The organism is Undibacterium sp. Ji42W (genome assembly GCF_049340405.1).
GTDB lineage: Bacteria > Pseudomonadota > Gammaproteobacteria > Burkholderiales > Burkholderiaceae_D > Undibacterium.
The window spans coordinates 218376-233831 of record NZ_JBMPOV010000007.1 but is presented as its reverse complement, the minus strand read 5'-3'; the positions used below and the strand labels follow the sequence as shown (position 1 = coordinate 233831).

Below are 15456 nucleotides of genomic sequence, written 5' to 3'. Positions count from 1 at the left end.
ATTGGTATAAGTAGGATGTAGTACAAAATCCAACCACTTTGAAGGAGCGAAAAATGCACCCATCTTTAATCAGTTTTTTGCTGGTCCTGGCAGTCGAAGCCATCACAGTCGTTGCAAATTACCTCAAAGACTTTCTCATGCAGAACATGAGACGCAATGAAGGTAGTTTCAGGCAAAACGATGATGGTGACTTCGCATAAGTCAGTCAGCCACGTCAAACAATAACCCCCACCATAGCGATTCATCCAGCAATCGCACATATCCCTGAATAATCCAATTTAGCCACGTCACTGCATAGCACGCAGTCGTTTTGGCACGTCTGTACACAAGCAAAGGAAACCTATGGCACACCTCATTGAAACAATGGTTTATGTCGCCGAAAAGCCCTGGCATGGCCTTGGCAATCAACTTACTAGTAATCAGCCCATAGAAGTTTGGGCAAAACAAGCAGGTATGAATTTTGACATCAAGGAAACGCCTGTTCGTTTCATGACTGAAAGCGTCGGCAGCCTTGGCGCAATCATGTCATTTCCAGATCAGAAGGTCCTGTATCGCTCTGATACCAAGGCAGCGCTGTCCGTCGTCTCAAACCGATACCAGGTTGTACAGCCCATGGAAATTCTTGAGTTCTACAGAGACCTTACGGAAATATCCGGTTTTGAGCTGGAAACTGCCGGTGTGCTGAAAGGTGGTCGCAAGATATGGGCCCTGGCTAAAACCAATCAGTCTGCTACGCTCAAAGGCAATGACCAGGTCAACGGCTATCTGTTGCTGGCAACCGCCTGTGATGGGACGCTGGCAACCACTGCCCAATTCACCAGTATCCGGGTTGTATGCAACAACACCCTCGCAGTTGCACTCGCCAATGGCAATGGCGCAGTCAAGGTGCCACACAGCACCAGCTTTGACCCACAAGCAGTAAAGCGTCAACTTGGTGTCTCTGTATCTTCCTGGGACGGCTTCATGTACCGGATGAAAGTCCTGTCTGAGCGTAAAGTGAAATCCCATGAATCCATGAATTACTTTCTGCGGGTATTCAATGACCCAAACCTGTCCACAACCAATATCAGCAATGAAAGGGCGATGAAGAAGGTGCAAGATTTATTTGAGGGGCATGGCAAGGGAGCTGAACTGGCATCGGCGAAGGGAACCGCCTTCGGCCTGCTGAATGCGGTAACCGAGTATGTTGACCATGAAAGGCGTGCACGTAGCACCGATCACCGCCTTGAATCGGCATGGTTTGGCGCTGGTGCAAACTTGAAGCAAAAAGCCTTGGATCAAGCCTTGTTGATGGTGGCTTAGCAGGTCCAACAAATAACAAGTGTCTTTCTGCGTTATGGGCACAAGAAACTGATAACGCAAACCCAATTAACCCGGCATCGCTTAGGCATGTCGGGTTTTTCATTTTAAGGATGAGTCATGATTATCGCAAATGTGGATGGCAGTCATGTACAGCGGCCAGCGCTACGCCTGGTCAAAACCAATGACCTGTCACGGGATGATTGGCTGGACGTGCGCAAGAAAGGAATTGGCAGTAGTGATGCAGGCACTGCCGTAGGCTTGAACCCTTACCAGTCACCGCTGGAATTGTGGATGATTAAAACTGGCCGTGACAGCAATCTACCAAAAATTGACCCCAATGATGAAACCAGTCCTATGTATTGGGGAACATTGCTTGAGCCTATCGTTGCTGCGCACTACACCAGACGCACAGGCCACCGTGTCCGCAAGATCAACGCTGTATTGCAGCACCCGGACAAAGACAAGGCATGGATGCTTGCAAATATCGACCGGGAGGTCATGGGTGCAAGTGATGTTCAGATACTGGAATGCAAAACTGCTGGTGAGTTTGGTGCGAAGCTATGGCGGGATGGTGTGCCTGAATACGTAGTCTGCCAAGTGCAGCATCAATTGGCCGTTACTGGTAAAGCTGCTGCCGATGTCTGTGTCTTGGTGTGTGGGCAGGAAATACGCATACACAGAATTGACAGGGACGATGCATTGATCTCAAGACTCATTGAGCTGGAAAGGCAGTTCTGGCATTACGTCGAAACTGATACGCCACCGCCTGCTGATGGTTCAGAGTCTGCTGAATTGGCATTGCGCTGCCTGTATCCAAAGGATTCTGGGAACACGATTGATCTGACCAGTGACAGACCAATGTCTTCTGCCTTCGCTGATCTGGTGTCAGTCCGTGAGCAAATCGCCGCTCATGAAAAAGTCGAAGCTGAGCTAAAGCAGCGCATACAGCAACGTATGGCAGAAGCAAGCAAAGCCCTCTTCGAAACTGGCACTGTGACGTGGCGAAAGGCAAAGGATAGCCTGGTCTTGGACATTCCTTCGCTCTTGCAAGAACAGCCAGAGTTACTGGAGCAGTACCCCCTCACCAGGTCAGGCAGTCGCCGCTTTCTTATCACCACCTGAACAACGCATTCCAGTCAATAGCCTACGAATAGGGCTTTCACGATCACCTGTCTTTGAATCACCTAAGGCAGGTATTACTATTTAAGGAGAATCACCATGATTAAAGGCTTAGCTATCACACCGCCTGTACTTGGGCGCATTTCAATTGGTCGTGTGATTGAGAAAAACGGCAAACGGCTGCCAGAGAAAGATGATCAATTCACGATCACCTCACAAGTTCAAAACAGGGATGGCTGGGTATTGCATCCCTTGGATGAAGAGCTACGCAAAGGAGCAGCCAATAACAAACTACGCTCAATCCCGGTCAAAGTGCTGTTCAATGACCCTGATTTGAATCTAAGGTCGGAATACAGCCTGTTTGACAAAAAGAACGGGCGTCCAATGTGCGCAGGCAACGGAGACGTTTGCAAGCGCTTTACGGCGTCTGGCATTGAGACAGCAACTTGCCCATCCCCAGATAACTGCGAGCTTGCCAAGGGCGGTTGCAAGCCTTATGCAAGGCTCAACGTCTCTATCGGCGATTCAGATGAGTTGGGCAGCTTTGTTTTCCGCACTACAGGATATAACAGTATCCGCAGTCTGGCTGCACGTCTGGCTTATTACCAAGCAGTATCAGGCAATCTGCTGTCTTGCCTGCCGCTGGAATTGCGTCTTCGTGGGAAAAGTACGACACAAAGCCATAGGTCAGCCATCTACTATGTTGATATCACTGTGCGGGAAGGCTTGACACTGGCAGCGGCAATTGGCGAAGCAAGGCAGACCGATGAAATGCGTAAAGCAGTCGGCTACGATCAGGACGCTCTTGATATTGCAGCCAGAAAAGGGTTTGCTAATGGGGCATTTGAAGAAAGCGACGACGAGGTCGCTGATGTCGTTGATGAGTTCTTTGCTGAGACTCAGGCTGATGAAAAACCATTGCCAAGGTCAACGACTAAGCCCAGTCTATTGGACAAGCTGAACAAAAAAACCTCTGAAAGACTAGAGGAGGCGGCATGATTGTACGGATATTTCTTATCTGCTTTGGCGTTCCGATTGGACTGATCGTTCTGGGTGTTTGCTGGTTATGGGTACTGTTCCACCTTTTCCATGTCACTCTGTAATAAATAATTTTGCCCCGGCAGAATGGGGCTTTTTTTTAGTAAGTATCTGCAGAGGACTATCAAAGTTAACTACGCAGTATTGGTGAATACCTGCTTAAAGAAGGTCGGCGAAATAAAGTGAATCGTCGTAGCAGCGCTCTTAGACGGCGTATGCCAGCGGTTATGCTTATTGACTCTGTGTACTATATATAAGAAATCGAATCCACAAAAAACGCCTTTGGTTACAAGCTGATTCGCCTTCAACGCACCCACCAAAATTTCATTTTCTGTGATTCCGTCTCTAGCTGCCTGCAACTGGCTGCCTAAAAAACAGGATAATTTGTTTCAACGTCCGTATCCAGTTTTGCTTATATCTCCTACAGTTACTGCAATTACCGTAAAGTGGCAAAGCGATTTCTAATATAGTCCAAAGTGCTAAGACCAATATTTTGGAACGCCAAAGAATAAATTGTTTTGTTGTTTATGCCATCCCGTAACTTATAAGTGCATTTATCGATAGCCGATCTTTTGCAATACTGACACTGCTCGGCGTCATGTGTTCCGCAATGATCGGAAAAATTCGACAGCAAAGAAAAAATCTCTTCAGAAAAACATTGCAGCAACCACTTACCAGGCGTAATTTTCGCTAGGCTGCCAAAGCTTTTGGTCAAATTCACAGACGATGCAAACTGATCTAATTGTGGAATTTTTGCCATGACATTTGTCAATGTGGGTTCAATTTTTCTTCTATTGAGTGAGTGAGAATATTGAAAGTCAGCATCGTATCCGGGAGTAAGTGATAGCTTCAGTGATTCCAAAGAAAAATAATAGATATCCATCATTTTCACTTCAATTTGGTCATAATGCACTTGCAAAAATCGTCGTCCCAATGCCGGACGGCCTATCCAAGTGTATGCAAGAATTGCATTTTCAAGAATCTCTTTCGTAACGAAGTGAGACTCAATTGAATACAGATCGAGAATAAGAAATGCTTGTTCGGTAGGTAATTGGTTTCTAAATTCACGAACGTCTCTGTCTATGACTCCGACGATATGATTTTCAATGGGAGTGTTACTTGTCAATTGATATAGCTCTTGCACAGCTTTAATCACCTGATCGCAACCTTCTGTATATCCGTTAATGATTTCAATGGGGTAGACTTCCACCTCTTTATGCACAGATTTTGCGATATCTTCGTAAATTTTTATATCATATTTACCCTCAACAATGATTGCTGGAGTCCTGCTCATAATCGCTGAATTAAATAGCTCATCAATCGTCAGGTGCATTAGCTCATGCATTTGCCACAGTCCCTGTGAGCAACGGAGTTAAGAAATTTGGACTTCTTTTGGCCAATATTGGACTGTGCGAAGCCACTATTATTTGAGTATTCGGTATCAACTGATTAAACAACCCTAACAACTCACGTTGCCAAAGGATATTTAAGGAAATTTCTGGTTCATCAATAATGAGGAAATCACGGTCCCTGCCTTGAAATAGCACCAAGCATAGAAAAGTTAACATGTGCCGCTCGCCACTTGATAGATCGTGGATTGAATGTGACTGCTTACCTACGGAAACATATATCTCTGAATTATTAATGACCAACTTTTTATCTTCAATTAGATACTTATTAAATGTATCTATCAGAAGATATATAGACCCTAGCGCCAACCTCTCCCTCTCTAACTCGTCAATCATATTTAAGAACAATTTCAGCAATAGGGGTTTGTGCTCTATCTCCGTTAAATAGTTATCTTCAGTTAGAGCTTGCAGAGTTTTAAGAATCCTTTTCTTGACGCTGTTGGTTTGATTACTATCATCGTCAGTTAGTGCTTCGATCATTCGAGTTTTGTGATTTACAATCTTTGAATAAAAATCCTCGTTAACGGAATGCTGGCTTTTTGTCGTATCGTCATCAATGGCATCCGCTAATGTGGTAAAAAGAGCACTTTGAATTTTCAAATTAGCTGTATATTTTGCTTTTTTGTAATGATTTAGTAGTATTTCTTCTATATTTTCAAGTTTAATATTTTGAAGATTTTCATGAGCACTTAGAAAATCAACTTCAACTCGCTTATCTCTCAGATGATGTTGTCGGAAGCGTAAATAATGCGAAAACTCTTCTGAAAATTGCTTTGCAGAAACTGCGTTTGATTTGTCGAAGAATCGTCTTGCCATGCTAGATTGTCTTATAAAATCGTAGATTAAATCAGGGTCAATTCGAATAGATTGTGTACTGACCCCTCTGTCTACACCCAATGCTAGCGATCTCGTTTCTTTCAATGGAGAGTCAATAAAGGACGTCCAGTTATAGCTGATATCGGTGTCCTCTTTTGCTACTGAGATTTCCCTTGAAACGCCTTCATGTTTAAACGAGCAAATCACTTCCTTAATTGACATTGCTGCCAAAGCGGTATGGTCTTGAGATAAAAACGCTGATATCGCTTTTAGCAATGACGTTTTTCCGCTCCCGTTCTCTCCATATATTACTGAAACTGCTTCTTCTGAGAAAACGACTTCCGCATAGCGAGCAGGGTCTTTAAATCCGATTATTTTAAATTTTTCAAGGTGGACCATTTTTCGTCTTTAATATCTAAAGGAAATCCAAGTAAATTTGCGATAAATAGATCGAAACCTTGACCATTTATTATCAATTGGAAAAAATACTTAATACTAGAAAAGCACAATCTATAAGTAGTTACTTAAAATTGCGTATTGTTTAGCCGCATTTATCGACTATTTGATGTAATTCTCACTACCACTAAGGTAAGAGAAGTATGTAACTATTTTTGCACAGGAAACACTAAAAGTTGCCATTGAACTAATCCAAGCATTGGATCGTGCTGCTTGTGATTTTGTGGGGGAAAAATATGCCCGCCTGCAATTGCAATTTCATCTCCGCAAGATGTGCAACGATAAATACCTGGATAGGGGGCGGCTGTGCCAGGCTTATGTTTAAAATCAAATGCCGCATCGTTTGAAATTATTAGTTTAGCACCATCTTTGTATAGAGCCATAAAGTCACCTCTGGAAAATAGTTGGGTTCGTAATTCGTATCTACTTAAATCGACCACTCAAAATCTCTGGCGCTCGAATAACTTGGACTCGCAAGCGTTTGACCAAACCAAAGAATCTCATATATTGCTAAAAACTCATAATTTTTCTAAGGGATTATTGGTGATATTCTGCACTAAAAAATAGTATTTAATACAAAATAATCTTGTTATTTTAGAATTGACTGGACTTATCAGTATTGCCATCATGCAATTTCAATTGCAACACGGTATTCTGCAATGCTAACCAAAAATGCACCGCTTATTTATACCACCAGCATACCAATTCCCCTTTCAAATAATCATGTTGTGACTCGTAACGTAAATCGTCAAATATAGAAATTCCTTTTCTGAAGGGCAAGGAACAGCATGGTTTGGGATGCTTGCGTAGCATCGGAAAACGAAGACTTAGTTGCACTCAGCAAAGGATTCCTTAGGAAAAATAACTTAAAGGGGATTTAGTGCTGGATGGGAATACTGATTCTGGCTCGCAATATTTTTAGGAGTCATACCTTCTCTGGTAATAAAGCCAATTCAGGAATAAATAACCTCCCTTCTACAGCAATACTGCCGACACCAAGAATATTGGCGTAGGCAGCAGTGTTAAATACGAAGGGCAGTCACTTATCTATCTATGTCCTACTACTATAAGAAACTGATATCAAGATAAAGAGCAAGTAGATGCAGGCAAAGTAGCGTTCCTCAAACCCACAAAAATATCAAATTCTGCGGCTTCCGTTGCCCTTCTAAGTGAAGCCGATATAGGTTTGTATTCATCGCAATTAATGGTGGCTGAGCGAACGTCTCCATACGGCCACTCGACGGGCCGTCCCAAAGCACAGCCCCATTGAGGTTTTGCATGGACACAGTGTTTGCATTTTTCCGCAGAAACGTCAGCATCGCTCCACTCCGCAGCAACCTCATAAAGGTTGATAGGGACAGTAGGCATCCGACGCCAACTTTCAGCACAGCGCCTTAAAACAAGTGCCATGCCTTCAAAGTCCCAGTTTGGAACGATGGGTTTTGTTGGGTCGATTACCTCCTTGCCATCTACAACGGTCTTTTCAAAAAAAACACCTATCGTTTCAAGAAACTGTTTTGCTATGAGAAAGGACTTGTTCTTATTTTTGATACGCTGCTCAGTAGAGCAATGTTGACGTGACTGCTCCATTAGTTTGTCCAACTCGTCCAACTTTCGATTCCAGACTTGCAGCAGATTCGCCTCAGAGTCTGCCAATGCCAAAACTCCACGACGCAGATTAGTGCGCCGCATAAGGCTGGCAAACTCATTGCCATCGCATTCACCAGCACGCATTCTTTTCAATACTGATAAAAGTGGAACCAACGCTTCAGTTTTTTCCGCCGCAACGTCACGCCATAAAACCGTACGCTCCTGACTGAACTGTGCCGTTGCATAAGGCTTCAACTCGCCGAAAAGACGCCGTATCCTCATTGGTTTAATAAAAGTAGTAAGAGAGGGATCATCCAAGTCACACAGGCACATGAGAACCGCTTGTTCGTCAGCCAAAATATCCCCAGCCGTCCTTCCATTTTGCATCATGTCTACGACACTTTTTTCACGATGAAGTTGGTCTAGCTTCAAAAGAAGCGTTGCTTCTGACTCGTTCCTGAGGTCTTCTGCCTTCTCCTCGACATCGTCAAGATATGAGTTCCTGGCGTCCATGTTCAATTGCTTGAAAAACTTCAAATCTTCTTTGCTTGCATACAAAGTCTCTTGCCAATTGGTAGCAACTTTATAGTTCTGAAATTGATCACCGTTAATTAAACTTGCCATCGCCTTCCCGGTTTGTTTCTCGGCTTGCCTGAGACAATTATAAGTTGGGCGATCAATATGGAAATGCGCATCCAATACACCTTGAATAGAACTCTCGTCAGCGAGATAGCCTTCGACTTTCATGCGTGTTTCAATTTGGGCTGGAATCTGAATCGGTGAGCTATCCAGCGCTCCATAATACAAACGTACTTCACATGGCGTATTGCCCCGATTAGCCCTGTTTAATGTCTGGATTATCTGGCTCGTGTCAACCTGCAAGTAAGTGAAGTATGTCCAAAAGTGCGCTGGTTGGTTTTCAAAATTTAACCCCAATGCGAACATTGGACTACTGATCAATATCGGTTTTTTACTGACCCTTGCACGCTCGACTTCCTCTGGTGTTGCTTCTTGGCGACTCACGACTTCGGCATCATCCAACAATCCAAAGTGCGCCAACAGAAGGCGAAAAACTTTCATTTTATTTTTCGGAGCGATGAGAACAAAACGGGGCAAAGGAGTATTGCGTTCTTTCAAGTTTGCCATATGCCGCAAAAGTGCGACTATGTCCCCGCCGAATTCACCCACAGGTTTTACTACCAGTGGATTTTCCTTTGCGGGCATAAACCTGTAGCCAGCATAGACCTCTGGCGTCAATGCACCACATGCACGAGACACCGAATCAAGCAACTTCGTGACCTGCAACGGTGTGATAGTTGCTGTCATGAACAATGTACGCTCCGCCCTGCTAATCGCCTTCTCCATCAACGCATTCTTATGCTCTGTCACCATAAAATCATCCAGCGCCATATGAGCCTCGTCAATGACGAGAATAAAGTTCACCCCACGTTCAATAGCTGCATTAACCAACTTTGACAACGATTCGTTCGTTGTAACGTAAACTGCGGGCTGGAGGGAATCGCCACGGGAAAAATCTTTGTAATGTATAGTACGCAAACCTTGCTCCCGCAGATCATCATGCATTTGCTTGACCAATGCTATCGTCTGGGCTGCGTATAAGATTACCTTCCCCTTATTTTGCAAGGCAAAGCGGCAGAATGCGGTTGTTTTACCAGAACCTGTGGGAGCTTCAATCAGGACATTCCGCCCGAAAGCAAATGAGCTTATATCTGGCAGGTAGCCAGATTCCGTCAATGGCAGGTTGTCGTGTTGAGTGACTTCAGTAAACCATTTGAGTACATCTTTCACATAGATGTACGCCCCATCAGACAACTCTTTCAACGAAAGCGTGCTTCCGTCGCCAAAGCGCCTGGCTACAAGAGGGCTAGACTTTGCCACAAACCAGCTACCTGGACTGCCTTCGTCATCAAAATGCAAAATGACAGAGCTCTCATCTTGATTATAGGGTTTCGCCTCAGTGAAAATTCGATTGGTACTTGGTGACGCACCTGACCTGTTAGTGTAGTAGCTGGAAACTGAAATGCCGCCATGCTGCGCCCTAGTTACTGACCTAGTTTGGACCATGCCACATTCACGCCTGTAAGCATCCTGTACCCTCTTCCGTTCTGACGCTGCAATCTTTCCCATATCTGGGGAGAATTCTGGCAATGAAACCTCATTACGACTGGTTCTCACTTGGCCCTGTCTAAACTCTCTAGGCAAGTTGCACCGAACACTTGGTCCAAGAACCGGTAAACCAACATAATGTGGTTGAACAGACGAACGCAATACAGCTGGATCTACTCCCCAGCGAATAAAAGGAGCCTCACTGCGATCAAATGTTTTCTCGTAAAAACCTGTCTCAATACAATGCAGAATCAGGTAATCAGCAAGTTTTTTACCAGTCTCTTTGCGGTTCAACCAAAAGAACAAGTGTACATTGAGACCTGTTTTCAAGGGCGTGCCATCAGGTTTCAAAATACCTGCGCTTGCACTGAACTGGTAAAAATAACTGACATTGTGAAATTCTGCTGGCAACTTTGAAATGCAATGATTGATTGCCTCCAGCCCAAGTGGGCTCATTCCTTCTGGCAGGGGGAGATTGTCAAAATCAATCATGAGCCAGGAGCAACCGGATTCAGGCTCCGGAAAATTCTCACTAGTCCGCCGCATCGGTTTTCCGGTCACTTTCTGCGGACTGCCCCGGATAATCATTGCGTTTTTCTGGGTGCTTAGACGATGCACTTCGTTGGCAAGTGTCGCTATATCTTTGACTCTGACCTTGTTGGAATAAAAGTAACTTTCCTGCCCGTAAGGTGCGCAAGTCAAATTGCCTTCGTCATTGAGCATGAACTGTTTAACAGTACAATTGGAACGATCAAGAGTTGTCAGGACTGTGATGCAATCGTCCTGGGTTGTGGGTGAAACTATGTTTTCAGTGTTCATTTGTTGATGTCTTGGTTAAGACTCACCAAGAACCCACAAATCTTTTGTATAGACGTGCAAGCCCCTAATGAGTCAATTAAATTGTCTCAAAAAAGACTTGGCACGGTTGACCGCAGAGTCTATCTGCAGGCTTACCTGAGATTTGCCAATCTCACCAAGCTCACTTGGTAACCCAAGCTATTTCCCTTCGTAAAACGAAGAAGGCAGGCTGCAGAGCAAATGGCGGTTCTGGCTCTACAATACCCACTACAACATGTGGTCACCGCCTTGCTACTGACGACGACCAGCTATATATGATATGCGCTTCAATTTAATTTTCAAGGGGGTATTAAAAATTATTTGAATCACCTACCTCTGCCATCCAGCTTACCGCAATATTCCTGATTGCGTTACCACTCTGGCTAAGCTATGCTTTTCACGGGCAAGATTTTTTGTCCACATTTTGTCCACTTGGCGTTGGACGGAAGAATGAAATCTTGAATACTGAATGGAATAACCAGGTTGAAACAGTGGGTAAAACCGGTGTCGAAATGGAAGCCCTTACCGCCGTGCAAGTTGGCCTATTAACAATTTACGATATGTGCAAAGCCGTTGACCGTGGCATGGTGATGACCGATATCCGCGTCATGGAGAAGCACGGCGGCAAATCTGGCGACTGGGTAGCGGATATCGACAAATGACAACAAAACCAGCCACTTTGCTGGCGGTGGATGTGCATTACAGCAGCGACGAAGCTGGTGAAAGCGCCTGCGTTGCCGGTGTTGTCTTCCACAACTGGGATGACGACAAACCGACAAAAACCTGCATTAGCCACATCAACAGCGTGGCCAACTATGTGCCTGGTGAATTCTATAAACGCGAGCTGCCCTGCATCCTGCAATTGCTGGAGGAACATGATCTGCAGCCAGACTGCATCATCATCGACGGTTATGTATATCTCGATGGCACCAGCAAACCCGGCTTGGGCTGGTACCTGCACGAGGCGCTGGCTGGCAAGGTCAGCATCATCGGCGTTGCCAAGTCCTCTTTCTCGGCGATAGATGCATCGTTCGGTATCTGCCGGGGCGAGAGCATCAAGCCGCTGTATATCACCAGCCTGGGCATGGACCTGGCGACCACCCAGGCCAGCATCGCCACCATGCATGGCGAATACCGGCTGCCAACTTTGTTAAAACTGGTCGATCAGTTGTGCCGTGGAGCGGGGGATAAGCCTGCTGACCATGCCTGAAACCTAAGTTTTGAATCAAGGCATGGCAGAGATACCTCAGAACCGTATGAATGCAAGGCTTTATATCTGCCCTGGAACAAATACCTTATTTGTCTGTGGCAACGATCAAAACGCTGGATAGATAAGGCCGTTGAACTGACGCATGCCACGCGACAAATTACCATCCACGGTTTCTACCAAAAGATGACAGTGGTTACTCATCTCGCAGTAGGCATGCACCACCCAATTAAACGGTCACGCATCTCCGCCAACACCGTCAACCACTCCTGCCTGTCTTCATCATCGAGATAAATATCCTCACGCCTGTCGCCTCGCGACGTCTGCCCTGTTCAGCGTTCAGTTAAACAAAATCCCTTCACCAGATCAGTATTTTTTGTAAAATCTGGCGAAGATTTTGGTTCAGTTGAACACTGAACTGATTATTTCTAATCAGGCGAACAAGAAATATTGTTTGCCTGATTAAAATTTAAACAAATTATTTATTGGAGACGAGCATCACCCTGAACACCCAAAAATGTTCAAGATCAACAGGTATTTTGTTTTGTGAACAGTGGGCTAACGCTGCAAATAGTAACCATTCAGCAAACCATCCCAGGCATTAAAATACTGAACAGTTTTCGGCGCTGACGTATAAGGATCAACACCAGCCCACACCTCAGCAGGCGTATACCCGTGCAAATGCTAATACGGCCTGACCAGGTTATACCAAGTCGCAAAAATCACGTAGCAAACAATCGAGCATCAGGCCATTAACAAGAGTAATCAAATTCAGCTTCTCTTTAGGCGTTAAAAACAAACGCTCAATCCTACCGTTCTGCCAAGGTTTTCCTGGTTCGCTGAATTCCTGACCCTGCATTTTGATCCGCACCGTGTCGCCACTGGCGTGGAAGAATTTTCAGCTTGCCTTGCGGAGTTCCGCACTCAACGGCCTGATGCAGAGATAGTCTGGACGTCAGGAGTTGATTCCCATCACCATTTGCATCGTTATGCCTGGGAAGTGCGCATAGCAACCAAGCCATCGTTGCTGGGTATGATGTCGTGGAAGTCGATGAGGCCGGAAAAATCGTAGCAGTATTTAGTTTTTTTGGATCACTTCCTGACATTGGCTGAGCATAAAAAAGCCTTCGAAATAGTGCAGAGCTTAATGGGGCCGATCTTATATCAGGACAAGCCGATATTAAGAAAATGCGTAAATGCAGGACACTCTTTATATTCGCTGCGATGCCTTAGGGAGCGTTCGCGCGCCAGGTAAAAAACGGTCATAAATCTCTTACGACCGTTCTTTATAAACTCATCAATATCACTTCATCGTGAAACTCTGCTGCCCGGTATCGACTGCATAATTTTTTGCGACGTCCCAATAAGTGAAGCTGTATTTCACCAGGTCCCCTGCTTTGAGTCCGCTGGCTGCGTAGCTGTTGTTACCATTGGATTGTGTCATGCGGAAGTTTTGCTGACCACCAGAGTTGACCGTGTAATGCACGTCTGCCCACGACGACGTGTTGATACCAAACTGCAATGTGCTTGCGTTGATTTGCGTGGCGCTGGCTGAAACCTGAGTTGGAGTTGGTGTCGGAGTCGGAGTCGGAGTCGGAGTTGGAGTCGGAGTTGGAGTCGGAGTTGGAGTTGGAGTTGGAGTTGGTGTCGGAGTTGGAGTCGGTGTTGGCGTGGGTGTCGGAGTCGGTGTTGGCGTGGGTGTTGGGGTAGGCGTAGGAGTCTGCACACCAGTATCCCAAATAATATCATCAACCGCCCACTGGAAAGTGCTGCCGGGCAGGCTGCCATCGACGCTGAAAATCTGGAACAGATCAGACATCGATTGCAAGGCGATCAGGTTACCCGCGAGTGCAGAAATGGGGATAGTCGCCGTGCCCCAATTGCCGTCGCGTACCAAACCATAGCTCGCCACGCTTGCAGGAAAAGTGACCGAGCCCTGATTGGTATAGGTATCACCAATGCCGACTTTGAAGGCGACGTTGGCGGGTATTTTTATCCTGAATTTCAGCGTGCCATTTCTGTAGTTGCTCATGTCACGCACTTGGCGCGATTGTATACTGCTGCCAAACCACTGGTTGGCGGCGATGTAGTTCCAGGCGATGACATTGCTGCCTTCATACGGTGCGGTAGAGCCTGCCGACATCGATGCCTGGTTCCAGTTCCACACGTCAGAGCTGACGCCAGTCGTCTGTTTGTTATTGACTGCGGTCAGATCGGTGAACACGCCAAATTTACCCACCTCGGGCACGTTGGGGTTACCCACTTTCACCGTGCCTTTGCCATCCAGTTCATAGACCCGCACGTAATCGACATACATGGTACCAGGCAAGGGTGTGGTTACTTGTGCAGGTGTTGCCGCGTCCGTGAAATTGCCGCCTACCGCGAGGTTAAACAGCAGGTAATACGGTGCCTGCAGCGAAGTTGAATTGACAGGCAAAGGGTTTTGATACATATCGCGCTCCACACCGTTATCGGTGACGGTAAAGCGCATTTGGGTATCAGTCCAGTACAGACGGTAGGTGACGAAACGGTTAATCAAAGGTGTCGAAGCGATATACCAGTTCTTGGTTTGCCACGCGGTCGAAGCGGCACAACTGGGGTTGCCCGGCACGCAGGCGGCGTCCTGATAAGTAATGACATTTGAACCTACATAATTATTGATTGCCGGGTAGCCAGCCAGCGCCCTGCCTGCATTGCTATGCCCCATCTCCATAATGTCTATCTCGCCGTTGCGCGGCCAGGTTTGCGGGCTGGTACCCAGCATCCAGGCGGCAGGCCACAGCCCAGTTCCAACTTGCGGCGTGCTGATGCGCATCTCCACCATGCCGTACTGGACTTGTACCTTGCCTGCGGAAGAAATTTTTCCAGACGTGAAGACATTGCTGCCTATGACCTGGTTTTTTGCCTGGATTGCCAACGCGCGTGTACCAGGTTCAAACGGCACGTTTTGTATCGAGACATTATTCGGGCTATAGTATTCGAGTTCCTGATTACCGTAGCCGCACAAATTGATCTGGCAACCATTGCCATCATAGGCAGTCCACAAGCCGGTGTTGAGGCTGGTGCCATTAAATTCTTCTGACCAGATCAGTTTGCCTATCACAGGATTAGTGACACTGGCATGGGCTTGCGAGCCATAAGCCAGCAAGATATTGGCCGCGATGGCGGTGAGTGTGCTGCTGCGTTTTTGTTTGTTGAGACGATAGTCCTGCCGATTCATCATGCCTCCGTTATTTTCAATTTTAAAAACAGGGTTTAGACGGATTGACATGGAAAAACGCTGTCAACAACGTCTGTCTGAGCTATGTATAAAGACCATTGATATCAATTCCCGAACTTGCTTCCATTTAACTCACATTTTTGGAAACGTTTCCATTCGAGAGTTTTAATATTGATATTATTTGTATTTTTTGTCAATGGGAATTTTATGCCTGGGATTTTTATTGCATCGAAAGCAACATTACTATCAATGCGGGTGCAAGGTGCTTATTGTGTGTGCTGAGAACGGGCTGCCAACACAAAGCAATACCTGCAGAACAAAAACGGAGTCAGGTC

At 45.8% G+C, this 15456-nt stretch carries 11 protein-coding genes; 6 read left to right on the top strand and 5 right to left on the bottom strand.

Features of this window, described 5'->3' with window-relative positions; translation table 11 throughout:
- Nucleotides 1-53 precede the first annotated feature (53 nt).
- The 4 genes from ACO0LG_RS17010 to ACO0LG_RS16995 all read left to right on the top strand — a co-directional run bounded on the left by ACO0LG_RS17010 (nucleotide 54) and on the right by ACO0LG_RS16995 (nucleotide 3420).
- On the top strand, nucleotides 54-200 hold the full coding sequence (locus tag ACO0LG_RS17010; protein WP_423028431.1) for a hypothetical protein: 147 nt from the start codon (nucleotides 54-56) through the stop codon (nucleotides 198-200).
- A gap of 142 nt (nucleotides 201-342) precedes the next feature.
- A complete protein-coding gene (locus tag ACO0LG_RS17005) occupies nucleotides 343-1302 on the top strand; it encodes a DUF932 domain-containing protein (protein ID WP_423028429.1) in 960 nt (319 codons plus the stop codon).
- Between the two features lie 117 nt (nucleotides 1303-1419).
- Nucleotides 1420-2424, top strand: a complete 1005-nt coding sequence (locus ACO0LG_RS17000) for a YqaJ viral recombinase family protein (RefSeq protein ID WP_423028427.1) — start codon at nucleotides 1420-1422, stop codon at nucleotides 2422-2424.
- A gap of 96 nt (nucleotides 2425-2520) precedes the next feature.
- The gene (locus ACO0LG_RS16995) at nucleotides 2521-3420 is read left to right on the top strand and encodes a hydrolase or metal-binding protein (RefSeq protein WP_423028425.1); all 900 of its coding nucleotides are present in this window, start codon (nucleotides 2521-2523) and stop codon (nucleotides 3418-3420) included.
- 475 nt (nucleotides 3421-3895) lie between these two features.
- Here ACO0LG_RS16995 and ACO0LG_RS16990 read toward each other — a convergent pair whose 3' ends face one another.
- The 4 genes from ACO0LG_RS16990 to ACO0LG_RS16975 form a co-directional block, all read right to left on the bottom strand.
- The gene (locus ACO0LG_RS16990; RefSeq protein WP_423028423.1) at nucleotides 3896-4804 is read right to left on the bottom strand and encodes a DUF4435 domain-containing protein; all 909 of its coding nucleotides are present in this window, start codon (nucleotides 4802-4804) and stop codon (nucleotides 3896-3898) included.
- The gene (locus ACO0LG_RS16985; RefSeq protein WP_423028421.1) at nucleotides 4797-6083 is read right to left on the bottom strand and encodes an AAA family ATPase; all 1287 of its coding nucleotides are present in this window, start codon (nucleotides 6081-6083) and stop codon (nucleotides 4797-4799) included. The genes ACO0LG_RS16990 and ACO0LG_RS16985 overlap by 8 nt, the downstream gene beginning before the upstream one ends.
- Nucleotides 6084-6289: 206 nt before the next feature.
- Entirely contained in the window at nucleotides 6290-6523 is a 234-nt protein-coding gene (locus ACO0LG_RS16980) for a hypothetical protein (protein WP_423028419.1), read from the bottom strand.
- 697 nt (nucleotides 6524-7220) lie between these two features.
- Nucleotides 7221-10676 (bottom strand): DEAD/DEAH box helicase, encoded by a 3456-nt coding sequence (locus ACO0LG_RS16975; protein WP_423028417.1) that lies wholly within the window; start codon nucleotides 10674-10676, stop codon nucleotides 7221-7223.
- 473 nt (nucleotides 10677-11149) lie between these two features.
- Here ACO0LG_RS16975 and ACO0LG_RS16970 point away from each other — a divergent pair, with 473 nt between their 5' ends.
- Both ACO0LG_RS16970 and ACO0LG_RS16965 read left to right on the top strand, forming a co-directional pair.
- Nucleotides 11150-11356 (top strand): cyclic pyranopterin monophosphate synthase MoaC, encoded by a 207-nt coding sequence (locus ACO0LG_RS16970; protein WP_423028751.1) that lies wholly within the window; start codon nucleotides 11150-11152, stop codon nucleotides 11354-11356.
- Nucleotides 11353-11904 carry an endonuclease V gene (locus ACO0LG_RS16965; RefSeq protein WP_423028415.1) on the top strand — a complete coding sequence of 184 codons (552 nt, stop codon included), beginning with the start codon at nucleotides 11353-11355 and terminating at the stop codon, nucleotides 11902-11904. Before ACO0LG_RS16970 ends, ACO0LG_RS16965 begins: the two co-directional genes overlap by 4 nt.
- A 1300-nt stretch (nucleotides 11905-13204) precedes the next feature.
- On the opposite strand, the gene ACO0LG_RS16960 is transcribed toward ACO0LG_RS16965, so the two are convergent.
- Entirely contained in the window at nucleotides 13205-15121 is a 1917-nt protein-coding gene (locus ACO0LG_RS16960) for a glycoside hydrolase family 16 protein (RefSeq protein WP_423028413.1), read from the bottom strand.
- Between the last annotated feature and the right edge of the window lie 335 nt (nucleotides 15122-15456).